The sequence below is a fragment of the Rhizobium johnstonii 3841 genome (assembly GCF_000009265.1).
GTDB lineage: Bacteria > Pseudomonadota > Alphaproteobacteria > Rhizobiales > Rhizobiaceae > Rhizobium > Rhizobium acaciae.
Window position 1 is genome coordinate 1,601,409 of the sequence record NC_008380.1, and the last position, 24,491, is coordinate 1,625,899.

Annotated in this window: 23 protein-coding genes; 4 read left to right on the top strand and 19 right to left on the bottom strand. The window is 61.7% G+C overall.

Annotated features, from left to right (window positions below; translation table 11 throughout):
* Positions 1 to 203 precede the first annotated feature (203 nt).
* Complete coding sequence (locus RL_RS07965) at positions 204 to 2,234, bottom strand: LysM peptidoglycan-binding domain-containing protein (RefSeq protein WP_011651225.1); 2,031 nt, start codon at positions 2,232 to 2,234, stop codon at positions 204 to 206.
* Between the two features lie 155 nt (positions 2,235 to 2,389).
* Between RL_RS07965 and RL_RS07970 the strand changes: the two genes are divergently transcribed.
* Positions 2,390 to 3,013 (top strand): TIGR00730 family Rossman fold protein, encoded by a 624-nt coding sequence (locus tag RL_RS07970; protein WP_003558142.1) that lies wholly within the window; start codon positions 2,390 to 2,392, stop codon positions 3,011 to 3,013.
* Positions 3,014 to 3,128: 115 nt separating this feature from the next.
* Here the strand turns inward: RL_RS07970 and rarD are convergent, their stop codons facing one another.
* From rarD to cysS, 7 genes are all read right to left on the bottom strand, one after another.
* On the bottom strand, positions 3,129 to 4,040 hold the full coding sequence (rarD, locus tag RL_RS07975) for an EamA family transporter RarD (RefSeq protein WP_028741464.1): 912 nt from the start codon (positions 4,038 to 4,040) through the stop codon (positions 3,129 to 3,131).
* A gap of 218 nt (positions 4,041 to 4,258) precedes the next feature.
* Entirely contained in the window at positions 4,259 to 5,872 is a 1,614-nt protein-coding gene (gene cimA / locus RL_RS07980; protein ID WP_011651228.1) for a citramalate synthase, read from the bottom strand.
* Between the two features lie 182 nt (positions 5,873 to 6,054).
* The gene (pip, locus tag RL_RS07985; RefSeq protein WP_011651229.1) at positions 6,055 to 7,017 is read right to left on the bottom strand and encodes a prolyl aminopeptidase; all 963 of its coding nucleotides are present in this window, start codon (positions 7,015 to 7,017) and stop codon (positions 6,055 to 6,057) included.
* Positions 7,014 to 7,490: a GFA family protein gene (locus RL_RS07990; protein WP_011651230.1), complete on the bottom strand. Its 477-nt coding sequence runs from the start codon at positions 7,488 to 7,490 to the stop codon at positions 7,014 to 7,016. Before RL_RS07990 ends, pip begins: the two co-directional genes overlap by 4 nt.
* A complete protein-coding gene (locus RL_RS07995) occupies positions 7,487 to 7,975 on the bottom strand; it encodes a GFA family protein (RefSeq protein ID WP_011651231.1) in 489 nt (162 codons plus the stop codon). The genes RL_RS07990 and RL_RS07995 overlap by 4 nt, the downstream gene beginning before the upstream one ends.
* Complete coding sequence (locus RL_RS08000) at positions 7,972 to 8,448, bottom strand: GFA family protein (RefSeq protein WP_011651232.1); 477 nt, start codon at positions 8,446 to 8,448, stop codon at positions 7,972 to 7,974. The genes RL_RS07995 and RL_RS08000 overlap by 4 nt, the downstream gene beginning before the upstream one ends.
* The gene (gene cysS / locus RL_RS08005; RefSeq protein WP_011651233.1) at positions 8,445 to 9,836 is read right to left on the bottom strand and encodes a cysteine--tRNA ligase; all 1,392 of its coding nucleotides are present in this window, start codon (positions 9,834 to 9,836) and stop codon (positions 8,445 to 8,447) included. Before cysS ends, RL_RS08000 begins: the two co-directional genes overlap by 4 nt.
* Before the next feature lie 353 nt (positions 9,837 to 10,189).
* Between cysS and RL_RS08010 the strand changes: the two genes are divergently transcribed.
* Positions 10,190 to 10,939, top strand: a complete 750-nt coding sequence (locus tag RL_RS08010) for a glycoside hydrolase family 25 protein (protein WP_011651234.1) — start codon at positions 10,190 to 10,192, stop codon at positions 10,937 to 10,939.
* Positions 10,940 to 10,967: 28 nt separating this feature from the next.
* On the opposite strand, the gene RL_RS08015 is transcribed toward RL_RS08010, so the two are convergent.
* From RL_RS08015 to radA, 4 genes are all read right to left on the bottom strand, one after another.
* Positions 10,968 to 11,708: an SDR family NAD(P)-dependent oxidoreductase gene (locus RL_RS08015; protein WP_011651235.1), complete on the bottom strand. Its 741-nt coding sequence runs from the start codon at positions 11,706 to 11,708 to the stop codon at positions 10,968 to 10,970.
* A 78-nt stretch (positions 11,709 to 11,786) separates the two neighbouring features.
* A complete protein-coding gene (gene purF / locus RL_RS08020) occupies positions 11,787 to 13,277 on the bottom strand; it encodes an amidophosphoribosyltransferase (RefSeq protein ID WP_003547013.1) in 1,491 nt (496 codons plus the stop codon).
* A gap of 148 nt (positions 13,278 to 13,425) precedes the next feature.
* Positions 13,426 to 14,052 carry a CvpA family protein gene (locus RL_RS08025; RefSeq protein ID WP_011651236.1) on the bottom strand — a complete coding sequence of 209 codons (627 nt, stop codon included), beginning with the start codon at positions 14,050 to 14,052 and terminating at the stop codon, positions 13,426 to 13,428.
* Between the two features lie 89 nt (positions 14,053 to 14,141).
* Positions 14,142 to 15,542, bottom strand: a complete 1,401-nt coding sequence (gene radA, locus RL_RS08030) for a DNA repair protein RadA (RefSeq protein ID WP_041936240.1) — start codon at positions 15,540 to 15,542, stop codon at positions 14,142 to 14,144.
* A 163-nt stretch (positions 15,543 to 15,705) separates the two neighbouring features.
* Between radA and RL_RS08035 the strand changes: the two genes are divergently transcribed.
* A complete protein-coding gene (locus RL_RS08035; RefSeq protein WP_011651238.1) occupies positions 15,706 to 16,341 on the top strand; it encodes a LysE family translocator in 636 nt (211 codons plus the stop codon).
* Positions 16,342 to 16,349: 8 nt separating this feature from the next.
* Here RL_RS08035 and alr read toward each other — a convergent pair whose 3' ends face one another.
* The 7 genes from alr to RL_RS08070 all read right to left on the bottom strand — a co-directional run bounded on the left by alr (position 16,350) and on the right by RL_RS08070 (position 23,313).
* The gene (gene alr / locus RL_RS08040; RefSeq protein WP_011651239.1) at positions 16,350 to 17,519 is read right to left on the bottom strand and encodes an alanine racemase; all 1,170 of its coding nucleotides are present in this window, start codon (positions 17,517 to 17,519) and stop codon (positions 16,350 to 16,352) included.
* Between the two features lie 88 nt (positions 17,520 to 17,607).
* Positions 17,608 to 19,104: a replicative DNA helicase gene (locus RL_RS08045; RefSeq protein WP_025393962.1), complete on the bottom strand. Its 1,497-nt coding sequence runs from the start codon at positions 19,102 to 19,104 to the stop codon at positions 17,608 to 17,610.
* Positions 19,105 to 19,479: 375 nt separating this feature from the next.
* The gene (gene rplI / locus RL_RS08050) at positions 19,480 to 20,058 is read right to left on the bottom strand and encodes a 50S ribosomal protein L9 (RefSeq protein ID WP_011651241.1); all 579 of its coding nucleotides are present in this window, start codon (positions 20,056 to 20,058) and stop codon (positions 19,480 to 19,482) included.
* A gap of 22 nt (positions 20,059 to 20,080) precedes the next feature.
* Complete coding sequence (locus RL_RS08055) at positions 20,081 to 21,067, bottom strand: hypothetical protein (RefSeq protein WP_011651242.1); 987 nt, start codon at positions 21,065 to 21,067, stop codon at positions 20,081 to 20,083.
* 156 nt (positions 21,068 to 21,223) lie between these two features.
* The gene (rpsR, locus tag RL_RS08060; RefSeq protein WP_003547038.1) at positions 21,224 to 21,472 is read right to left on the bottom strand and encodes a 30S ribosomal protein S18; all 249 of its coding nucleotides are present in this window, start codon (positions 21,470 to 21,472) and stop codon (positions 21,224 to 21,226) included.
* Positions 21,473 to 21,486: 14 nt separating this feature from the next.
* Complete coding sequence (rpsF, locus tag RL_RS08065) at positions 21,487 to 21,954, bottom strand: 30S ribosomal protein S6 (protein ID WP_003547040.1); 468 nt, start codon at positions 21,952 to 21,954, stop codon at positions 21,487 to 21,489.
* 315 nt (positions 21,955 to 22,269) lie between these two features.
* The gene (locus RL_RS08070) at positions 22,270 to 23,313 is read right to left on the bottom strand and encodes an aldo/keto reductase (protein WP_011651243.1); all 1,044 of its coding nucleotides are present in this window, start codon (positions 23,311 to 23,313) and stop codon (positions 22,270 to 22,272) included.
* Between the two features lie 212 nt (positions 23,314 to 23,525).
* On the opposite strand from RL_RS08070, the gene fabD reads away from it, so the two are divergent.
* A complete protein-coding gene (fabD, locus tag RL_RS08075; RefSeq protein ID WP_011651244.1) occupies positions 23,526 to 24,470 on the top strand; it encodes an ACP S-malonyltransferase in 945 nt (314 codons plus the stop codon).
* Positions 24,471 to 24,491 lie beyond the last annotated feature (21 nt).

Here is a 24,491-nt window from a genome sequence, read left to right on the forward strand (position 1 = left end):
CCAGCCCGGATGGGCTTGCCGCGATTGCGGCGATTCGATGCCGGCAAGAGCGCGGAACCGGGACGTGCCTGAAAGCGCTTCCCACAACCCGCAGCCGCCACCGCCAGATAGGGTGCCGGGCGGACGAATACAACAATTGCTGGGGTAAGGAAACGACGAGGCCGGGCGCTTATCCCGCCCGGCCTCGTCGTGTTGTTTGCAGCTTAGAGATGCTGGCCGGACATGCGCTTGCGGTGCAGCTCTTCGGCATTCGGCAATACATCCTTCGGCAGGCCGAAGATCTGACCCGGGCGAATGCGATCGGGATTGATGATCTTGTCCTCGTTGGCGATGTAGATCGTCGTGTAACGAACGCCGAGGCCATAGGTGCGGCGCGAGATCTGCCACAGCGTATCGCCGCGGCGAATGATGACTGCCGCGTTGTTTGCCGTCAGCGGCGCCTGTTCGATCGTCTTCGGCTGGTTGCTTCCGACATCGTTGGCAGATGGTGTTGCCGGCGCGGGTGCGGCGGTGAGTTCGGCGATCATCCCGCCCAGCTTGTCGAGTGCGGCGCCGACGGACTTCGCATCCCCAGGCAGGCCCTGCAGCAGCTTCAGCGCATTGCCGGCGATCTGCGAGGCGGAGCCTGACGCCTGCTTGAAGGCGTCCGGCGCATCGGCCGCAGGACGGAAATCGGCGACGGAGCGCAGCGCGAATTCCGTTGCCGAGCGCGCCGCCGCAAGCTGTTCGGCCACGGGCAGCTTGCCTTCGGCAAACAGTCCCTTCAGCAGGCCAAAGGCCTTGCCGACTTCGACTTTGAGTTTGTCGAGCTCGCCTTCGTCGAGCGGCACCATCGAGGAAGCACCGTTGGCGTCGGCGGGGGCCGATTGCGCGGCGACTCTCACCTGATCCCCGGCCGGGCGATTGAAATTCACCGCCGCACGCACGATCACCTTGCCTGCGGGATCAACGACATCAACGCGGATCTTGTGGTCGCCAACCGAGAGCGCCACCACACCGTCGATGACGAAATGTCCGTCGGAGCCGGCTGTGTCCTGGCCGACGAGGCTGTCGTCGGCATAACCGATGACCTTGGCATTGGAGCGCGTCGTGCCGGCAATGAAGATCTTGTTGCCCTCGATTTCGACGGCATTGACCATCACATCGGGCACATTCGTCTTATCCGGTGCGGCGGTGCCGGGAATGGCCGGTGCCGTATCAGCGCTACCGGAGGGGGTATCGGTGAGGTTCGGCGTCTGCAGCGCCAGCTCGCCGGTTGGTGCAGCCGAGCTTTCGCCGGTTGCCGGCTTGTCCGCAGGCGGCGCCATCGGGTTGGAAGCATCGGCAACTTCGGTTCCGGCCTTCGGCGCGGTAATGATGCGGCTCGCCGTGCCGGGTTTGGAAACCATGGCGAGCAGGTTGGCGCCGTTGCCATCCTTCGGCACGGAAATGGTCGCGACTTCTTCGGAAAGCGTGCTCTTGCCGTCCTTGCCCGTGAACTTGAGCACGAGCTGGTGGTCGCCGGCCGGAAGCGGATCGTCGAGAACGGCAGCAAAATCGCCGCTCGCATCGACATTGGCCGTCGTCACGACCTTCTCGCCGTCGAGCACCTCGAGCTTGCCGTTCGGTTCGGCAGAACCGGCAATCACCGTCGATCCGTCGGGCTCGACGCGCAATACGTCGAAGGCCGGAAGCTTCGGGCCGGTATTTTCCGCTGCCGTATTTGCCCCAGGGGCGGTCTCCGGCGCACCGGTCAGCGCAACCTCGGCCTTGGCGATCGCGGCAAGCGCATCGGCGATGTTCTCGGGCAGCGACTGGACGATGGCGAGCGCCTTCGCGCCGCCGTCCTTGGCCTTGGCGGCAAGGGTCTGGGTCGCGGGATCGAGGCCCTCGGGAATGGTAAAATCGGCAAGCGCGGTCAGCGCGTTCACGGCTTTGGTCTTGGCGGCAGTGAAGACATCGATGGCCGGACCTTTACCGTCGGCAAACAGCGCCTTGAGCTCGCTGAGCGATACGCCGGCATCGGCCGAAAGGCGACCCACTTTGTCGGCGACCGCAGCCGCATCGCCCACGGCGGAGCGCGATGTCTTTGCCGCCTCGTTAACCGTGTTCTTGACCTCCGTGCCCGCCTGGTTGATGGCGTCGCCGACCTTGGCTGCATCGCCGCCGATGCGCGGCATGACGACAAACACCATCAGTAGGATTGCGATTGCGAGGACTGCAAGAGCCAGCAAGCCGGCACGGTTCTTCATCATTATGTCTCCCAAGGCGGCAATTTGCCGTAATACCCAAAATTGCTAGCGATTCCCGTTGCTTTCCACAAGCATTCAAAGCAATTAGGCAAGCTAGACACGCTGCTTTTCAGTCAATTTTCTTGACTGCATTGAAATGGAATAGTTGTTTTGCCCTCATGACCGAACAATCTGTATCGATTCGATCCATCTGCGTTTACTGCGGCTCCAGGCCGGGACGCGATCCTTCCCACATGGCGGCCGGGCGTGCTCTCGGAAGAGAGATCGCCGAATACGGCCTGCGCCTCGTCTATGGCGGGGGTACCAAAGGCATCATGGGCGCGGTTGCCAGCGGCGTGCTTTCAGGCGGCGGTCAGGTCACGGGCATCATTCCCGAATTCCTGATCGATATGGAAGCGACTCGCCACTCGCTCGGTCAGCTGAACGAGCTCATTGTAACCCCTGACATGCATGCGCGCAAACACACCATGTTCGAGCGCTCAGATGCCTTCGTCGCGTTGCCCGGCGGCATCGGTACGCTGGAGGAGATCGTCGAGATCATGACCTGGGCGCAGCTCGGCCGCCACGAGAAGCCGATGGTCTTTGCCAACGTCAACGGTTTCTGGGATCCGATGATGGAACTGATGCGCCATATGACCGAAGAAGGCTTCCTGCACACCGCGCACCGGGTGCAGCCGCTCGTCGTCGACGAGATCTCCGGCATCATTCCGGCGATCATGGCCCAGGCAGCCCAGCTCGCGGCCGATCGTGACGGCGAGGACGAGGTGATTTCGAAGATGTAGGGGCTCAATGCATGTTGCCCAAAAGTGTCCAGCGGTTTTGGGACAAAGACATGCATAAAACAAGGACCTAAAGCGCGCCGCATGAATCCGCTTCGACGTGACGCGTTTTAGCGCCTCAGCCCGCCCGGCTTCCCTTGAGCATCGACCAGCTATAAAGGAACAGCCCCGCCCAGATCAGCGGGAAGGCGATCATGCGCGCCGTGCCGAATGGCTCGTGGAAGACGAAGACGGCGATCAGGAAGATCATCGTCGGCGCGATATACTGCATGATGCCGATCGTAGAGAGCTTCAAGAGCTTGGCGCCGTTCGCATAGATCATCAGCGGCACGGCGGTGATGACGCCGCAGCCAAGCAGCAGGGTCGTGTCTGCAAGACCGGTGCGGTAGAGGTGGCCCTGGCCGCCGAATTCGAGATAGAGGATGTAGAGGACGGCCGGCCCGCTGAGGATCAGCACTTCGAGGAAGAAGCCCTGGTTCGGCCCGAGCGGCAGCGTCTTGCGCAACAGGGCGTAGAAACCCCAGCTGACCGCCAGCGTCAGCGCCACCCACGGGATGCCGCCGCTATCCAGCGCGAGAATGGCGACGGCAAGCGCTGCAAGCGCGATCGCCGCGATCTGCAGCGGCTGCAGCTTTTCCTTGAGGAACACCGCGCCGAGGAAGATGCTGAACAGCGGATTGATGAAATAGCCGAGTGCTGCGTCGAGCGAATGGCCGGCGCCGATCGCCCAGACATAGGTGCCCCAGTTGACGGTGATCAGCGACGCCGTCAGCGCCGCCATCGCCAGCATGCGCGGCGAACTGAGTGCTGCGCGGATATCCTGCGTGCGTCCGAGCACGATCAGCACGATGCCCGCCAGCGGCAGCGACCAGACGATGCGATGGGCGATCACCTCGGCCGGCGAAATATGCGCCACCGCCTTCATGTAGATCGGCAGGAAGCCCCAGAGCAGATAGGCCGTCAGCGCGAAGGCGAACCCGCGCGGACTGTCTTCGTTCTTGGCCAACGGAACGGATGCATCGGTCGACATCGGTGTTTCCATCTTTGTTCTTCTTCTGATCCGGCCTAGCTTAAGCGCCGTGAATAGGCCAATTCATTTCGTTGAATGAAGGCTGAGAGGATTTGAACCCGGGGACGAAGCGATGGACGAGACGATGTCCGGCGCCCTGCGTTGGAAGCCGGAGTCCGAAGGAAGCGAATGGTATTTCGGCGAGGGCTGGGACCCCTCCGCCGAGCCGCGGAATAGTTTTATTCCGCCGCGATCTTGCCCGCCAGCTGCCGGTTCTTCATCAGCTTGTAGATGACCGAATCCATCAGCGCCTGGAACGAAGCGTCGATGATGTTCTCCGAGACGCCGACGGTCCACCAGCGCACGCCGTCGCTGTCGGTGGATTCGATCAGCACACGGGTGATCGCCTCCGTGCCGCCATTGAGGATACGCACCTTGAAATCGGCGAGCACCAGATCGTCGATCTCGTGCTGGTACTTGCCGAAATCCTTCCGTAGCGCGAGGTCGAGCGCGTTGACCGGGCCTTCGGCATCGGCAACCGACATCAGCGTCTGGCCGTCGATGGTGATCTTGACCACTGCCTCCGAGACGATCTTCACACGGCCGAGACTGTCGAAGCGACGTTCGATCATCACGCGGAAGCCTTCGATAGTGAAGAATTCCGGGATCGTGCCGAGCGTGCGGCGCGCCAGCAGCTCGAAGCTCGCATCCGCGCCCTCATAGGCATAGCCGATGGATTCACGTTCCTTGACGATCGAGATCAGCAGGTCGAGCTTCGGATCGTCCTTGGCAACGTTGATGCCGCGCCTTTTCAGCGCATTGATGAAGTTCGCCTTGCCGCCCTGGTCGGAGACCATGACCTTGCGGAAGTTGCCGATGGTTTCCGGCGCCACGTGTTCATAGGTCCGCGGATCCTTGAGCAGCGCCGATGCGTGGATGCCGGCCTTGGTGGCGAAGGCGGAAGCGCCGACATAGGGCATCTGGTGGTCGGGCGAACGGTTGAGCAGCTCGTCGAAGGCATGCGAGAGCCGGGTGAGATTGAGCAGCCGCTCCTCGTCGATCGTCGTTTCGAAACGTGTGTTGTAGGCGCTCTTCAGCGCCAGCGTCGGGATCAGCGTCACCAGATTGGCATTGCCGCAGCGCTCGCCGATACCGTTCAGCGTGCCCTGGATCTGCCGGACGCCGGCTTCGACGGCGGCAAGCGAATTGGCGACCGCCTGGCCGGTGTCATTATGCGCATGGATGCCAAGACAGTGGCCGGGAACTCCTGAGGCGATCACCGCCTCGACGATGGCGCGCACCTCCGGCGGCTGCGTGCCGCCATTGGTGTCGCAGAGCACGACCCAGCGGGCGCCGCTCTCATAGGCCGTCTTGGCGCAGGCGAGCGCATAGGCCGGATTGGCCTTGAATCCGTCGAAGAAATGCTCGCAATCGACGATCGCCTCCTTGCCCGCGCCAACCGCCGCCCTGACGCTTTCGGCGATGCATTCGAGGTTTTCCTCGTTGGTGCAGCCGAGCGCCACCGCGACATGATAGTCCCAGCTCTTGGCGACGAAACAGATGGCATCGCTCTTGGCCTGAAGCAGCCCGGCAATGCCGGGATCGTTGGAGACCGAAACGCCCGCCCGCTTCGTCATGCCGAAGGCGACGAAACTGGCCTGGCTGGTGCGCTTCTCGCTGAAGAAGGCCGTATCCGTCGGATTGGCGCCGGGATATCCGCCCTCGACGTAGTCTAGGCCGAACTCGTCCAACATGGCGGCGATCGCAATCTTGTCCTCGACGGAGAAATCGATGCCGGGCGTCTGCTGCCCGTCCCGGAGCGTCGTGTCGAAGAGATAGATGCGTTCTTTCATGTCGTTTCCTCCCGCCAGGCGGGTTGTTATGGAGTGCGGATGCTGCCCCTCATCCGGCTGCCGCCACCTTCTCCCCGTTCTGACGGGGAGAAGGGATATGCCGCACCGTATCGCGGGGCACGTCCCCTCTCCCCGCGGGCGGGGAGAGGGTTAGGGTGAGGGGCTGCCCCCAATGCTAACGATCAGTCTTGCTTCCCGGCAAACTTATCCGTCGCCCGGATCAGCTGATCGAGAATCCCAGGCTCCGAATAGGCATGGCCCGCCCCCTCGATCAGGTGGAACTCTGCCTTCGGCCAAGCCTTGTGTAGCAGCCAGGCATATTTGGCCGGGCAGGGCATGTCATAGCGCCCATGCACGATGACGCCGGGAATATCCTTGAGCCTGCCGGCATCGCGGATCAACTGTCCTTCGTCCATCCAGCCGGCATTGACAAAGAAATGGTTTTCGATGCGCGCAAATGCATAAGCGAATTCCGGCTCCTCGAACTTGCCGCTCGTCGAAGGTTCCGGCAGCAGCGTAATCGTTTCGCCTTCCCAGATGCTCCAGGCCTGCGCCGCCGCGAGGCGCACGTTCTTGTCCTCATGCGTCAGGCGACGATGATAGGCATGCATCATCTGATGCCGCTCTTCCGCCGGAATGGGAGCGATGAACCGCTCCCACTTGTCAGGGAACATTTCCGAGACGCCGAATTGGTAGTACCAGTCGAGTTCGGCCTTGGTCAGTGTGTAGATGCCGCGCAGGATGAGCTCGGACACGTGCTCCGGATGTGTCTCGGCATAGGCGAGCGCCAGCGTCGAGCCCCAGGAGCCGCCGAACACCTGCCAGCTGTCGACGCCGGCCATTTCGCGCAGCCGCTCGATATCGGCGACGAGGTGCCAGGTCGTGTTGGCATGGAGTTCCGCATGCGGCGTCGACCTGCCGCAGCCGCGCTGGTCGAACAGCATGACGTCGTAGAGAGTGGGATCGAAGAGCCGGCGATGGACGGGTGAGATGCCGCCGCCCGGGCCGCCATGCAGGAACACGGCGGGCTTGGCGCCAGGCGTACCCGAGCGCTCCCAATAGATCATATGGCCGTCGCCGACATCGAGATGGCCGGAAGCATAGGGTTCGATTTCGGGATAGAGCGTGCGCAGTCTCTCGGTCATATCTTCACGCCTTTCGCGGGCCAGACTTCTGTGTCGTGATCGGGATGCTGGAAGGAGATGATCGCCTCCTGCCGTGCGTAGAAATCCTGATCCTTCAGCACCGGCGCCTCGAAAATCGTCTCCACCCAGGGCAGGCGGGCATCGTAGTTGACCTGGATCAGCGGAGCGAGGTCGCTGCGGTCGTCGAAAGTGCCGATCGCAAGCTCCAGCCCGCCCGGATGACGATAGGTCATCGGCGTGCCGCAATTGCTGCAGAAGCCGCGCTCGATATTGACCGAGGACTGAAAGTAGCTCGGCTCGCCGCGCGTCCATTCCATCCCTTCCTCAGGCGCGGTGACGAGCGCGGAGAAGAAGCCGCCGAACTGCTTCTGGCACATACGGCAATGGCAGATCGAGGGTCGCCCGAGCTTGCCTGAGATGCGAAAGCGCACGGCGCCGCACTGGCATCCACCTGTCTTGATCGTGTCCGTCATGAGGTTTCTCCGAGGGGCCAATGTTGCGTGTCGTGGTCGGGGTGCTGATGGTTGCTTGCCGCGATCGTGTTCTCGCGCTCGGGCGTTTCAGGCTGTGGTTCCAGCGGCAGGCCGTCGAGCGCATGAAACCAGGACATCTTGCGGCCGGTGTTCGATTGCATCACCGGCTTGACCGCATCGGGATTGTCGAGTGAGCCGAGCGTGATGTTGATGAAGTCCGCTTCGGGAATATCGTAGAACAGCGGTGTGCCGCAATCACCGCAGAAACCGCGCCGCACCAGATCCGAGGACTGAAACCATTTCGGCGCGCCGCGCGTGAAGGTAAAATCGCTGCGCATCACGCCTGCAAGCGGCATGAAATAATTGCCCGCCGCCTTCTGGCACATGCGGCAATGGCAAAGATGGGGATAGCCGAGTTCGCCTTTGGCGCGGTAACGCACCGCCCCGCACTGGCACCCGCCGCTTCTGTCCGCTTCCGCCGTCATCTGAGCTCCTTGGATGGCCATGCCTGCGTCTCATGATCGGGATGCTGGTAGGAAACGAGTTCGAGCACAAAGGGGGCGGCTTGCGCATCCTCCTCCGTCCGGTGCCCCGGAAGTTCATGCAGATGATCGACGAAACCGATCTTGCCCTCGATGCCGAATTGGACCAACGGCGGAAACGCCGAAGGATCGTCAAACGCGCCCGCGGCAATCGCCATTCCATCCGGCGCCTCATAGGTGAGCGGCGTGCCGCAATCGCCGCAGAAGCCGCGCTCGACGAAATTGGAAGAGCGGAATCTTTTCCGATCGCCGCGTGTCCATTCGAAATCGGCGCTGCGCACCGAGACCAGCGGCGCATAATAAGCACCGAACGCCTTCTGGCACATGCGGCAATGACAGATCGACGAATCCTTGATGTCGCCGCTGACACGGAAACGGATCGCTCCGCATTGGCATCCGCCTGTATAGGTCGTCATCTCTTGACCTCCCACGTCGTCACGCGCTCGCCCGTCACCGCATCCTTGCCGTCCTTCAACTGGATGCCCTTCGCCGTCAGCTCGTCACGGATCTTGTCAGCCTCGGTGAAGTTCTTCGCCTTTAGCATTTCGAGACGCATTGCGACCAGCGCATCGACCGCGGATGCGACGGCTTCATCGATCTCCATCTTTTTCGGCAACAGGCCCAGAAGGTCGGCCGTTGCGGCAAAGACAGCACGGGCTGTGGGATCCCCGTGGGCGGCCTGCGCCAGCGCATGCAGTGCCTGCACCGCCGCCACCGTATTGAGGTCGTCGGAAAGCGCGTTCAGCACGCTTTCATCGGGCGCAGCATCGCTGGCTTCAGCCGCCGGCCATTTGGCGAGCAGACGTTCGGCCTCTTCCAGTCGCTTGATCGAAAAATCGATCGGCTCGCGGTAATGCGTCATCAGCATAGCAAGGCGCAGCACCTGTCCCGGCCATTTGCGGCCGCCGAAGGTTTCGGTCTGCAGCAACTCGTGGATGGTGACGAAATTGCCTTCGGATTTCGACATCTTGCGGCCCTCGACCTGCAGGAAGCCGTTATGCATCCAGACATTCGCCATCACCTCGGTGCCGTGGGCGCAGCGCGACTGGGCGATCTCGTTTTCATGATGCGGGAAGATCAGGTCCAACCCGCCGCCATGAATGTCGAAGACATCGCCGAGATAGCGCTTGCTCATCGCCGAGCATTCGATGTGCCAGCCGGGCCGGCCGCGGCCCCATGGGCTCTCCCAGCCGGGTTCGTTGTGGCTCGACAGCTTCCAGAGCACGAAATCGCCCGGGTTCTTCTTGTGCGCGTCGACGGCGATGCGGGCGCCGGCCTGCTGCTCGTCGAGCGGGCGCTTCGAAAGCTGACCGTAATCCGCCATGGATTTGGTGTCGAACAGCACTTCGCCCGATGCGACATAGGCATGGCCGTTGCCGATCAGCTTCTCGATGATTTCGGTCATCTCGACGATATTGTCGGTGGCGCGCGGTTCGAAGTTCGGCTCCAGGCAGCCGAGTTCGGCGACATCGGCGTGAAATTGCGTCTCGGTCTTTTCCGTGACCGCGCGGATCGCGTCGTTAAGCGGCAGGCCCGGATGGTCCCGAAGTGCGCGCGCATTGATCTTGTCGTCGACGTCGGTGATGTTGCGGGCATAAGTGACGTGATCTTCGCCATAGACATAGCGCAGCAGCCGGAACAGCACGTCGAAGACGATGACCGGCCGGGCATTGCCGATATGAGCGAAGTCATAGACGGTCGGGCCGCAGACATACATCCGGACATTGTTGGGATCGATCGGCGAAAACACCGATTTTTCCCGTGTCAGCGTGTTGTACAGCTTCAGTTCCGGCGTCGCGTCCATTTCACTCTCCCAAATGCACGATCTGAAAAATATCGCGCCGGCGGACCGGGGCGTTTCGCATCTTGACTATTTGGGAGACGAAAACGGCCGGGCCAGCGCTCGCGCTAGCGAATAATCTTCCGGCAGATAATGCAGATAACCGTTTTCATGGCGGGTTTTATGGCCCGGTTCGCGCTTCCGGTCAAGGGGGCGAAGAGCGATCCAGCCGCATCAGGATCCATCCATCCGATGAATCGATTGCAGCAACCAACGTCTTTGAAACCAGTTGGCACGCCCTTGAAATTCGTCCGCCATTTTCGCGGCGCAAATCTCGCATAGCCGGTTGAGAAGTTGTGGCAAATAGGGAGGAAGGGATGCGGAAACTGGCCCGATCGACGATCGGAGCGACTGCAGTTCTGGTGGTCGCATTCGCGGCATATCTAGCATACGATTTCGGGATGCTCCGCTTCAACAATCCCTCTCTCAGCAACTATCCGATCCAAGGCATCGATGTCAGCCATCACCAGGGCGATATCGATTGGAAGGTTGTTGCCTCGCAGCCGAATGTCCGTTTCGCCTTCATGAAGGCGACCGAAGGCGGAGATCATCGGGATTCCAAGTTCGCCGACAACTGGCAGCGCGCTGGAGATGCGGGAGTGGTCCGGGGCGCTTATCATTTCTTCACCTTTTGCCGCCCGGGCAAGGATCAGGCGCAGAATGTCCTGGCGACCGTGCCGAAGGAGCAGGGAACTCTGCCGATCGCCGTCGATCTGGAGTTTGTCGGCAATTGCAACAAAATCCCGACGCTCGAGGAGATGGTTGCCGAGGTGAATGCCTTCTTCACCGAGCTGAAAGGCACTTTTCCGGAGAAGCCTATTTTCTACGTCACCCAGGAGTTCTTCGATCAATATCTGAAAGGCAATGAATCACGCTTCCCCGACCACTATCTGTGGCTGCGCAGCGTGTTCAGGGAGCCGAGGCAGGAAGAGTGCAGTCATTGGTCGATCTGGCAATTTGCCGATAACGGTACCTTGGACGGCATTCAGGGACCGGTTGACCTGAATGCGCTGTGCCCGTCGGAAGTGGGCCTGGCCCATCTGTTCCCAGCCGTTGCAGCGAACTGAAACGTCCGGCCTATCTGAAACGTCCGGCCTATTCAGGCAGGCGGTAATCGACGAGCTTGTTCTCCCGGACGATGAACAGCTTGCCCGTCTCGGTCACACCAGGCCCCAGCAACGGCAGGATCGCCTTTGCGACCTCGGAGGGATGCGGCAGCGTCTGCGGATCTTCGCCCGGCACCGCCTGCGCCCGCATCGCAGTGCGTGTCGCCCCCGGATCGACGCTGGTGACCCGCAGCGGTGTGCTTTGACTTTCGCCGGCCCATGTGCGTGCCAGCGCCTCGACCGCAGCCTTGGAAGCGGAATAGGCGCCCCAGAAGGGGCGGCACTTGTGGGCAGCACCCGAAGAGATGATCACCGCGCGGCCGGCATCCGAGCGGGCCAACAACGGGTCGACCGAGCGGATCAGTCGCCATGTCGCGGTGACGTTGATGGTCATCACCTTCTCGAACACTTTCGCTTCGATATGGCCGATCGGCGAAATGACGCCGAGCACGCCGGCATTGGCGACGAGGATGTCGAGCTTGCCCCAGCGCTCGAAGATCGAGCCGCCGAGCGCGTCGATCGCATTCATGTCGGCAAGGTCGAAGGGCACGAGCGTCGCCGTGCCGCCGATGGCCTTGATCGCATCGTCGAGGTCCTCGAGTCCGCCGACTGTGCGTGCGCAGGCAATCACATGGGCGCCGGCTTTGGCAAGTTCCAGCGCCGTGAAATAGCCGATACCGCGCGACGCACCGGTGACGAGTGCGATCTTGCCCTCAAGATTGATATTCATGATGTCGTGTTCCCTCACGAAGGGAGAGGGGTGCGATGCACCCCTCGGGATGGACAATGAAAAAACCGGCGCGCCGTGTCAGCCGTTGCTGGCAAGCATGGAAATCTTGTTGCCCATGGACTCGCCGTTCTTGTCGAGCAGGCGGGTCGGATAGTCGCCGGTGAAATAATGGTCGGTGAACTGCGGCCGGACCGGATTGCGATCCTCGCCGCCAACGGCGCGATAGAGGCCGTCGATCGACAGGAAGGCGAGCGAATCCGCACCGATATATTTCGCCATGGCTTCGACATCGGCATATTGGTTTGCCAGCAGCTTGTCTGCGTCAGGCGTGTCGATGCCGTAGAAATCCGGGAAGAAGATCATCGGGCTCGCGACGCGGACATGGACTTCGCGCGCCCCGGCTTCACGGATCATCTGGACGATCTTGAGAGACGTCGTGCCACGCACGATGGAATCATCGACCAGCACCACGCGCTTGCCTTCGATCATCGCCCGGTTGGCCGAATGCTTCAGCTTCACGCCGAAGGCGCGAATCTGCTGCGTCGGCTCGATGAAGGTGCGCCCGACATAATGGTTGCGGATGATGCCGTATTCGAAGGGAATGCCGCTCTGCTGAGCATAGCCGAGCGCCGCAGGTGTGCCGCCATCCGGCACCGGCACGATCACGTCGGCATCGACGGGCGATTCCTTGGCAAGGTTCATGCCCATGCTCTTGCGCGTCGTATAGACGTTGCGGCCGCCGACAACCGAATCCGGGCGGGCGAAATAGACATATTCGAACAGGCAGAGGCGCTCCGGCTGTGGCTTGCTGGGCTTGCGCGCATCGATGCTGATCGAGCCGTCAGGCTGGATTTCGCAGATGACGACTTCGCCGTTCTCAACGTCGCGGATGAACTTGGCGCCGATAATGTCGAGCGCGCAGGTCTCCGAGCAGAAGATCGGCTTGCCGTCGAGTTCGCCCATGACCAGCGGGCGGATGCCGGTCGGGTCGCGCGCGGCAATCAGCTTGGTGCGCGTCATGGCGAGCATCGAATAGCCGCCTTCCATCTGACGAATGGCGTCGATGAAGCGGTCGGACGTGGAAGCATGGCGGGAACGGGCGATGAGGTGGAGGACGACTTCGGTATCGGAGGTCGACTGACAGATGGCGCCGGTCGCGATGATCTGGCGGCGCAGCGTCAGGCCGTTGGTGAAATTGCCGTTATGGGCAATGGCGATGCCGCCTTCTTCCAGTTCGGCAAAGAGCGGCTGCACATTGCGCATGGCCACTTCGCCGGTTGTCGAGTAGCGGGTATGACCGATCGTAATGCTGCCGGGCAGGCGGGCAAGCGTCATCGGATTGGTATAGTGGTCACCGACGAGACCCATGTGGCGCTCTTGATAAAAGCGCTTGCCGTCGAAGGAGACGATGCCGGCCGCTTCCTGTCCGCGGTGCTGCAAGGCATGCAGGCCGAGAGCCGTGAGCGCGGCGGCATCGGGATGTCCCAAAATTCCGAAAACCCCGCATTCTTCATGCAGCGTATCTCCGTCGAGCGGATCGTCGGTCGGGAAGGAATGGGACTGGTTCATTTCTGCGGGCCTCTGCTCTCACAAGAATGGATCGGCATTTCCAGAAATAGCTGAGCCCGGCGGAGCTGGAATGCCCGGCCGGACCCTCATTTCATGTTCCGCTCAAATGGCAATTGCCGGAAGGCGGGTCAAGCTCTTGAACACTGTGTCAATTCGCCGGCTGCTGTGCGCCGTCTGCTGGCGCGGTCGGTGCGTCTTCCGCCGGAGCCTGGTCGCCCGTCGGCGGAGTGGTACCTCCAGCGCCCTGTGCCGGCGGCTGCAACTTATCACGGATGCTTTCCGGTATCATCTGGGCAAATTGCTCCGGCAGAACCGATTTCAGCTTCACGACCATCGAATCCAGGAAGGGCTTCGACTTCGCTTCGTTGACCCAGGCCGGACGGTGGTCGACGTCGACGAGCCAATTCCAAAAGGCGACGGCGACGACCAGGAGCAGCACACCGCGCGCCGCCCCGAACAGGAAACCGAGCGTACGGTCGAGAGCGCCGACACGGCTGTCGATGATGAAATCGGCGATCTTCATCGTGATGAAGGAGATGACGATGAGCGCGATCAGGAAGACGACCGCTGCCGAACCGACGATCGCGATGCGGTCGTCATCGGTATATTTCTTCGCATAGGGCAGCAGGTACGGATAGAGGTAATAGGCAGCGGCGGCCGAACCACCCCAGCTCGCGATCGAAAGGATCTCGCGCGAAAACCCGCGGACCATCGCCAGCACGGCGGAGAAGAGCACGACGCCGATGACAATACCGTCGAAAATCGTAATGGGCATGTAAATTCAACTCCAGGACTGCCGCTTGGCGGCCGTGTCGTGCCTTATCGTGTGCTCCTATATCATCACCATTCCTGGCAATGAAAGGATCAAACGTCGTCTTCCACACGCAGCGCCCCCTTCGATCCGGCGATGCGCGCGACCAGATCCGGCAGACTTCCGACTTCGCTCCAGCGCCCGCCGGAGCCCTTCGGCAGTTCGGCGGAGGCGGATGGAAGCAGTGCTGCAGAAAAACCCAGCTTCTCGGCTTCCTTGAGGCGCTGGGCGGTGTGCGCAACCGGCCGGATGGCGCCCGACAGGCTGACTTCGCCGAAATAGACGCAATCGGCGGGAAGGGCAATACCGGCAAGCGAGGAAACGAGTGCCGAGGCGACGGCAAGATCGGCCGCCGGTTCGGAGATGCGGTAACCGCCGGCGACGTTGAGGTAGACATCGTGCTGGCCGAGCCGGAGGCCGCAATGGGCCTCAAGCACTGCGAGGATCATCGACAGCCTGGCCGAATCCCAGCCGACCACGGCGCGCCGTGGCGTGCCGAGTGAGGTCGGCGCCACCAGCGCCTGCACCTCGACGAGAATGGGACGCGTGCCCTCCATGCCGGCAAAGACGGCAGCGCCCGGCGATTTCTCGTTGCGTTCGCCGAGGAAGAGTTCCGAGGGGTTGGCGACTTCGCGTAAGCCTTTGTCTGACATTTCGAAGACGCCGATCTCGTCGGTCGGGCCGAAGCGGTTCTTGACCGTGCGCAGGATGCGGTAGTGATGGCCGCGATCGCCTTCGAAATAGAGCACGGCATCGACCATGTGCTCGACGACGCGTGGCCCGGCGATCTGCCCGTCCTTGGTCACGTGGCCGACGAGCACCATGGCGGCCCCCGTCTGCTTGGCGAAACGGATCATTGCCTGGACGCCGGTGCGCACCTGCGTCACCGTTCCCGGCGCGGATTCGGCAAGTTCGCTCCATAGCGTCTGGATGGAATCGATGATGACGAGGTCCGGCCGCTTGCCCTCGGCGAGCGTCGCCAGAATATCCTCGACATTGGTTTCGGCCGCCAGCATCACATCGGTATCGGCAGCTGCAAGGCGTTGCGCCCGCAGCCGGACCTGCGCCACGGCTTCTTCGCCGGAGACGTAGATGATCTTGTGGCCGCGCCGCGCAAGGGCGGCGGCTGCCTGCATCAGCAGCGTCGATTTGCCGATGCCGGGATCGCCGCCGATCAGCACCGCCGACCCGCGCACGAAGCCGCCGCCGAGCGCCCGGTCGAGTTCCGACATGGCGGTATGGATGCGCGGCGCCTCCTCGATCTCGCCGGAGAGCGCCGTCAGCGCCACCGGGCGGCCCTTCTTCGGCGTCTTGCCGGGACCGGAGCCGATCCCGCCCATCGGGTCTTCCTCGACGATGGTGTTCCACTCGCCGCAGTTCTCGCATTTGCCGGCCCAGCGGTTATGAACCGTGCCGCAACTCTGGCAGATGAATTGTGTCCTGGCCTTCGCCATCAATTACTCTTTCAGTCCGGGTTCCCGAGCGAAGCGACGCGCCGCTTCACCGAATCATTGTCGTGCTTGAGATAATGGCTATCGCGACGGATCAAAACTAATGATTTCCCCATCAGCGCACCCATGCCTATCCTTTGCTTCTGCTTATCTGGAATGATGGAAGATGTTCGATTATTCGTTTGCGCACTGGCTTGCATTTCTGTCGGCGGCGGTTCTGCTCAATCTCTCGCCCGGTCCCGACATCGCCTTCATCCTCGGTCACACGATGAGAAGCGGAAAACGTGCCGGTTTTTCCGCGCTGTTCGGCGTCTGGTCCGGCGCCTGTCTGCATGTGCTGATGGCTGCACTCGGCCTCTCAGCCATACTTGCCACTTCCGCCGTCGCCTTCTCCACGGTCAAATGGATCGGCGCCGCCTATCTCGTCTGGCTGGGCATTCAGGCTTTGCGCTCTGGCGGCGGCAATGGCCTGATAAAGGCCGCCGGTGAAAGTTTGTCGGTGGCAAGGATCTACCGGCAGGGAATTTTGGTGTCGCTGCTCAATCCGAAAGTGGCGATATTCTTCCTGGCCTTCCTGCCGCAATTCGTCGTCGAAGGGGGAGGGCCGGCATGGGCACAGCTCATGCTGCATGGCGGGCTCATCATCGTCGTTGCCGCCTTCATCGAACCACCGCTCGTCCTTCTCGGAGGGCGCCTTGCTAACGCGATCAGGCATAATCAAAAAATCGGACTATGGCTCGATCGCGGCCTCGGTGCGCTTTTCCTCGCGCTCGGTGTCCGTCTCGCCCTCAGCAGCCGCTGAGAGGAAGGCTATTCCTCGGCCACGTAGCGCCGCTCGTGGCGGAGGCCCATGCTGGTCAGGATCTCGTATCCGATCGTGCCGGATGCCCGCGCCACATCGTCCACCGGCATGTTCTTTCCAAACAGTTCGACATAATCCCCGGCGCGCACGGCATTGTCAGGCAGGTCGGTGATATCGAAGATCGTCAGGTCCATGGTGATCCGGCCGGCGACCGGCACCTTGTGTCCGGCGATGAAGCCTTGCCCGCCTTGCGGCACCACTTGGCGCAGTGGCACGCCGCCGCTCGACTGGCTGCGCATGTAGCCATCGGCATAACCGGCCGAGGCGATCGCCAGCCGGCTTTCACGGCGAAGCTGCAGCGCCCGCCCATAGCTGACGGTCTCGCCGGCTTCGACGCTGCGCACCTGGATGATGCGCGCTTCTGCCGTGGCCACCGGCCGCATCGGGTTCGCCATGCCGCAGACGGCTTCGCCGCCATAGAGCGCAATGCCGGGGCGGGTCAGGTCGAAGTGATAATCCTCACCGAGAAAGATGCCGGCCGAGGCGGCAAGACTTGAATCGATGCCTTCATAAGCGGCGCTAACCCTGTGGAATGATTCGAGCTGCTGCCGGTTCATCGCATGGGTGGGATCATCGGCGCAGGCGAGGTGGCTCATGACAAGCACGGGCGCGAAGCTCGCCGGCCGTGAGACGTCGTCGGCGAGCGCGATCGCATCGTCGATATGCAGTCCGAGCCGATTGAAGCCGGTATCGACATGCAGCGCGCAGGGGTAGTCGCCGTAATCGGCAAGCACCGCCATCCAGAAGGCGAGCTGTTCGTCGGAGGAAATCACCGGCACCAGATCGTTTTCGAAGAAGCGCCGCTCGGTGCCCGGCCAGATGCCTGAGAGCACGAAAACGCGCGCCTCGGGCGCATAGAGGCGAAGCGTCACGCCCTCGTCGACGGTCGCGACGAAGAAGTCGCGCGCGCCGGCCATATAGAGCGCTTCGCCGGCATCCTCGATGCCCATGCCATAGGCATCCGCCTTGACGACCGCCGAGGCGCGCGCCGCACCGGAGCGTCGCGCCATATCACGCCAGTTCTCCGTCAGAGCGGTCAGGTCGACGGTCAACCGCAGGCCGGCCGAGGCAAAGTTGTCGTCTTCGGGGGCGTCGAAAATTTCGCTCATGATCCACATCGAAAAGAGGCCGGAGAAGATTCACCGGCCAGTTTAAAGATCAACTATGTCAAGGGAAAGCCCGGCGCTGCATGCAGCATCCGCGCGATCAGTGCTCTTCATATTGGGTGAAGGAGGGATCGGCGAGATCGGCAAAGCGCGTGAATTCCGACTGGAAGGCGAGCTTCACCGTGCCTGTTGGCCCGTGGCGCTGCTTGGCGATGATGACGTCGGCCGTGCCCTTCACCTTGTCGAACAGCGCTTCCCATTCAGGATATTTGGGATCGTGGATGTCGCGCGGCTCCGAATTTTTGACGTAATATTCCTCGCGGAACACGAAGAGCACGACGTCGGCGTCCTGCTCGATCGAGCCGGATTCGCGAAGGTCGGACAGCTGCGGCCGCTTGTCGTCGCGGCTTTCGACCTGACGCGAAAGCTGCGACAGCGCGATGATCGGAACGTTGAGTTCCTTGCCGAGCGCCTTGAGGCCGGTGGTGATCTGGGTGATTTCCTGCACGCGGTTGTCGCTGGATTTGCCCGAGCCGGTCATCAGCTGAATGTAGTCGACCACCAGCACGTCGAGGCCGCGCTGACGCTTGAGACGGCGAGCGCGTGCTGAAAGCTGGGCGATCGAAATGCCGCCGGTCTGGTCGATGTAGAGCGGCACCTTCTGCATCATCATCGAGCAGGCGACGAGCTTTTCGAAATCGGCATCGTTGATGTCGCCGCGGCGGATCTTCGAGGAGGAAACTTCGGTCTGCTCGGAGATGATACGGGTGGCAAGCTGTTCCGACGACATTTCGAGCGAATAGAAGCCGACGACGCCGCCGTTCTTTGCCTTCATGCTGCCGTCCGACTGGACTTCGCCTTCGTAGGCGGCGGCGATATTGTAGGCGATGTTTGTAGCAAGCGAGGTCTTGCCCATGCCGGGGCGTCCGGCAAGCACGATCAAGTCCGACCGCTGCAGGCCACCCATCTTGGAATCCAGCGAATGGATGCCGGTGGAAATGCCGGAAAGTCCGCCGTCGCGTTCCTTGGCGACAGCCGCCATGTCGATCGCCAGCGCAACCGCATCATTGAAAGCCTGGAAGCCGCCGTCGTAGCGGCCGTTTTCCGCCAATTCGAAGAGGCGGCGTTCGGTATCCTCGATCTGCGACTGCGGCGGCATGTCGAGCGGCGCGTCATAGGCGATGTTGACAACGTCCTCGCCGATGGTGATCAGCGCCCGGCGCAGCGCCAGGTCGTAGATCGCCCGGCCGTAATCCTCGGCATTGATGACGGTGACGGCATTGCTGACGAGGCTCGCCAGATATTGCGAAACCGTCATGTCGCCGACCTTCTCGTCGGCCTTCAGGAAGGTCTTGATCGTCACCGGGTTGGCGATCTTGCCCATGCGGATGATATCGCCGGCAACCTCGAAGATCTTCCGATGCAGCGGCTCATAGAGATGGATCGGCTTCAGGAAGTCCGACACCCGGTAATAGGCGTCGTTGTTCATCAGGATCGCACCCAGAAGCGCCTGCTCGGCTTCGATATTGTTGGGTGCTTCGCGATAATGCTGCTCCGACGGAGCAACGGCTGCAATCTTTCGAGCGGCGTCGTTCATCATCATCCGTTCTGTCTTTTTCCAGCTCCGGATTTGCAATTCCGGACGCGAAAATCAAGAGGCTACGAAAGGAGCGGGGGCTCGCTTCGCCTAAATCCTGAACGCTGTGCACGTTGTTCGACTTCTCCACAGTCTTGGGCGACACAAAGGAGAAATACTGGCAGTGTCACCCACACGACACGGTATGGCGCCGACTCAGCCCATCCGCTTCGGAGAACGCTACTTTAGCGCGATGCGATAAGGCACGCAGCAAAAACATCCGGAAGATCCCCTTAAAAAAAGCGAGCCGATCAGCGGCTCATATTGAAGGGATGGAAACGAAAAAGCCCGGCGCGGTGGCCGGGCTTTCGTTCACGCGGATCGCTCCGACGAGAATTATGCTTCGTCTTCGTCGACGCCGTCGGCTTCGGGATCGAAGAAGTCTTCCGGACGCAGCGCGTCTTCGTCGACGCCGTAGATCGCGTCGACCGAAGTGAGTTCTTCGCCCTTGGACTGGCGCTCTGCCTCTTCGGCAGAACGGGCAACGTTCAGCTCGACGTGGATTTCGACTTCGGCATGCAGCTGCAGCTCGACCTTGTGCAGGCCGATCGACTTGATCGGCGTGTTGAGGTGAACCTGGTTGCGGCCGATGTTGAAGCCTTCGGCGCCGAGAATATCGACGACGTCACGGGCAGCAACCGAACCGTAGAGCTGGCCGGTTTCGCCGGCGGAGCGCACGACGATGAAGGACTTGCCGTCGAGAACGTCGGCGACCGTCTGGGCTTCCGACTTGCGCTCGAGGTTGCGGGCTTCGAGCGTCGCGCGCTCGGCTTCGAAGCGGGTCTTGTTGGCGGCGTTGGCGCGCAGCGCCTTGCCGAGCGGCAGCAGGTAGTTGCGGGCAAAGCCGTCGCGAACCTTTACGGTTTCGCCCATCTGGCCGAGCTTGGAGATGCGTTCGAGAAGGATGACTTGCATTTTCTTTTTCCTTTCTTGTGTCTCAGATTTTCGTATCGGATTGTTTGGGGGCATCGGCATCTTTCGTCGGGGTCAGTGCGATCGCCTTGCGCGTATCGCTGAGACCGAGGACGAGGATGAGGAGAGCTGGCAGCAGCATGAGCATCGAGGCCAGATAGCAGAGGATGAGGGCCGGTATGCGCCAGTCCTTGCCGCGCGTGCGGAAATGCAGCGAGGCGAAACCGGAAAGCATGAAACCGGCACCGAAGGCGCCGATCACGGTCGCGCCGACCAGTGCCGGGACGCCGCCGAAAAAGCAGGCGGCAAGCCCGGCCAGGAAGATGAAGATCGAGTTGCGGTTCATCCGCAGCGACGAGGGAATGTCCTCGCGCGGACGAAGGCCGCGGCCGGAGGCTGCAACGATGCGCACGGCGAAATAATAGGCGGCAAACAGCATGCTGACCCACATGCCGCCCTGCAAAGCCGGCAGCATCAGCAGGATCAGCGACTTGGTCTGCGCGGTCGCTGCCGGATCGGGCATGAATTCCGGCTGCTGCTGCTTGAGCGAGGTGATCAGCAGATCGACGATCGGATCGGTAATTTCAGGCCCGTAGCCGATGATCACGCCGATGACGATGACGGCGAGTGTCACCAGACCGCAGAGATGCAGCAGGATATCGGAGAGCGGATACCAGGCAAGCAGATGGTCGGGTCCGCCGAGTTCGGCGGCCGGACGCGCCAGATTGGCGAGATGGCTGAGCCAACCGGCCGGCAGCAGCGTCACCATCGTCATGATCAGCGCGAAGGAAGGCGAGATCAAGATCGCGCCGAGTGCCGCGGCGCTGACGACGGCCGAGACCGCGGCGGTATTGCCCCAGCCGAGCCCGACGATCAGGATCGGCAGAGCCGAGGCCGTGTAGAGAAGCGCGCTGAAAAACGACGGCTGCATGCTCGCGCCCAGCACCAGCAGGGCGGCGGTCAATCCGGCGAGTGCGCCGATCAGCAGCGTTTTAATGTTCGGTCGTTTCAAGGTCGCTGTCCTGCTTCATCAAGCAGTTAGAGGATGTTGCTGAATCAGATTCAGAAACGTCTCAACATGGGTTTTAAGAGTTCCGATCCGCGCCCATCGCGGAAGGGAAAAGGGAAGGCATGAATGCCTTCCCTCAAGAGTGTTTGCGTCGGCCGATTAGGCGACGACGTAGGGCAGCAGGCCGAGGAAACGGGCGCGCTTGATCGCCTGGGCGAGTTCGCGCTGCTTCTTCTGGGAAACGGCCGTGATGCGGGACGGAACGATCTTGCCGCGCTCGGAAATGTAGCGCTGCAGCAGGCGTACGTCCTTGTAGTCGATCCGCGGCGCGTTGGCGCCGGAGAACGGGCAGGTCTTGCGGCGGCGATGGAACGGGCGGCGGACCGGAGCGGAGGAAGTTTCAGACATATCTCAGATCTCCCTTATACACGGTCTTCGCGCGGACGGCGCGGACGGTCGTCACGGTCGCCGAAGCCACCTTCACGCGGCGGACGCGGGCCACGGTCACGATCACCGAAGCCGCCTTCACGCGGGCCACGGCCGCCTTCACGCGGACGGTCGTCACGGTCGCGCTTCTGCATCATGGCAGACGGACCTTCTTCATGCTTCTCGACGGCAATCGTCATGTAGCGAAGAACGTCTTCGCTGATGCGCATCTGACGTTCCATTTCCTGGACGGCAGCAGCCGGTGCATCAATGTCCATCAGGGCATAGTGCGCCTTGCGGTTCTTCTTGATGCGGTAGGTGAGGGACTTGAGGCCCCAGTTCTCGATACGCCCGACCTTACCGCCATTCGCTTCGATCACACCCTTGTACTGTTCTACGAGGGCGTCGACCTGCTGAGCGGAAATATCCTGCCGGGCAAGGAATACATGTTCATAAAGAGCCATGACAGCTTTGCCTTTCTTGCGTTTGGTTCAACCCGATATTCGGCGGCTAAGCCTCAACGACTGCTCCTGATTGGGCGGACCCAGGCAAGAAAGCGTTTCCGAGACGGTCGAGAGCGGAGACACGGGAGGCTGGAACGCTTCCGTTCCGAACGATTTCCAATAGGAAACCGGCCCTCCGTTCAGCCACCAGCCAGAAGACCGGGTTAACGAACAGGGCGGCTTATACGGATTTTTTGGGCAAAGGCAAGCGCAATCGGACAACCGAACCCGATGCAGGCTAATGGCCGGCATCGGGCAGGCGCCAAACAAATATGATCAAAGCGTCAGCGGATACTGCCGGTGCACCTTGGCGATTTGCGCCAGAATCTCGTTCGAAAGCGTAATGTCTGCCGCGCCGATATCGATTTTCAACTGCTCCATCGAGGTCGCGCCGATGATGGCTGAAGTCATGAAGGGCCTGGACAGGCAGAAGGCGAGCGCCATTGCTGCCGGGTCGAGGCCGAATGTTGCGGCGATCTGCAGATAGGCTTTGGTCGCCGGTTCCTGCAACGGCTGCAGCCGGCCGCCGATATCGGGGTTGATCGAACCGCGCGAACCCTTCGGCCTGATACCATCGACATATTTGCCGGAGAGGATGCCGCCGGCGAGCGGCGAATAGGCGAGCAGCCCGACATCCTCATGATGCGAGAGTTCGGCGAGATCGAGATCGAAATGGCGGTAGAGCAGGTTGTATTCGTTCTGGACGCTGGCGACCCGCGGCAGGCTCTTCTCTTCGGCGAGTGTCAGGTATTTCTGTATGCCCCAGGTGGTTTCGTTGGAAAGCCCGATCGCGCGGATCTTGCCCTCCTTCACCAGCGCGCCGAGCGTTTCCAGGATGTCGAGCATATTGGCGACGGTCTCGTCGCGGTCCTGATTGAAGGGATTGTAGCTCCAGTTCTGGCGGAAATGGAAATGGCCGCGGTTCGGCCAGTGGATCTGGTAGAGGTCGACATAGTCCGTCTTCAGCCGCGTCAGGCTGGACTCGAGCGCCAAACGGATATTCTTTGCATCGGCACCTTCGCCGCCGCGCAGATAATCGCGGCCGCGGCCGGCGACCTTGGTGGCGAGCACGATATCGCCGCGCTTTCCGGTCTTCTCGAACCAGCTGCCGATATAGTCTTCCGTCCGGCCCTGTGTCGCGGCCGAAACCGGGGTGGTCGGATAAAGTTCGGCCGTATCGAAGAAATTGACGCCCTTCTCGACGGCGTAATCCATCTGCGCATGCGCATCGGCTTCGCTGTTCTGCGAGCCCCAGGTCATGGTGCCAAGGCAGATCTCTGAAACGGAAATATCGGTGCGGCCTAGTGAATTGTACTTCATGGAAAAACCTTGGGAGAGGTGAAAGCCTTGGGAAGGTCCGCGCAAATCTAGGCTGGATTTGGCGGAGCGCAAGAGCAAAAACCGGGCTTTTGCGCGCGCGCGAAAGGCTTTGCGGAGAATGAGCCGCCACTTGACTCTGCCGGAAAGAATGTCAATTGGAGGCAAAACAGCCTTAAGGGGCGCAATCAGGGGCAGGAGCCAGGGACACGAGGATGACCATTGCTTTCACTTTTCCCGGCCAGGGCAGTCAGGCCGTCGGCATGGGCAAGGATCTCGCCGAGAATTTTGCCGAAGCCCGAGCCGTTTTCGAAGAGGTCGATGAGGCACTCGGTGAAAAGCTTTCGGATGTCATGTTTAACGGTCCCGAGGATACGTTGACCTTGACGGCGAACGCCCAGCCGGCGCTGATGGCCGTCTCCATCGCCGTCATCCGCGTTCTCGAAGCCAAAGGGCTGGATCTGAAATCCAAGGTCGCCTACGTCGCCGGCCACTCGCTCGGCGAATATTCGGCACTTTGCGCCGCCGGCACCTTTTCGCTCGCCGACACCGCGCGGCTGTTGCGCATCCGCGGCAATGCCATGCAGGCGGCCGTCCCTGTCGGCGTCGGCGCCATGGCCGCGATCATCGGCCTCGAACATGCCGACGTCATCGCCGTCTGCGAAGAGGCGTCCGTCATCGGCGCCTGCCAGATCGCCAACGACAATGGCGGCGGCCAGATCGTCATCTCTGGCGAGAAGGCAGCTGTCGAAAAGGCGGCGGCCCTTGCGACCGACAAGGGCGCCAAGCGCGCCATTCTGCTGCCGGTCTCTGCTCCGTTCCATTCGATGCTGATGGCGCCCGCCGCCGACGCCATGCGCGAAGCGCTGGCAAAAGTCGCCAAGTCCGACCCCGTCGTGCCCGTCATCGCCAATGTCCGTGCCGCCCCGGTGACCGGCGCCGATGAAATCGCCAGCCTGCTGGTCGAGCAGGTGACCGGTCAGGTCCGCTGGCGCGAGACGGTGGAATGGTTCGCCGGAAATGGCGTGACGACACTTTATGAACTCGGTTCCGGCAAGGTGCTGACCGGCCTTGCCCGCCGCATCGACAAGACGATCAACGGCATCTCCGTCAACGGTCCGGCGGACATCGACGCGGCCGTCGCCGCCCTCATGGCCTGATTGGTATCCCCGGACACCGGA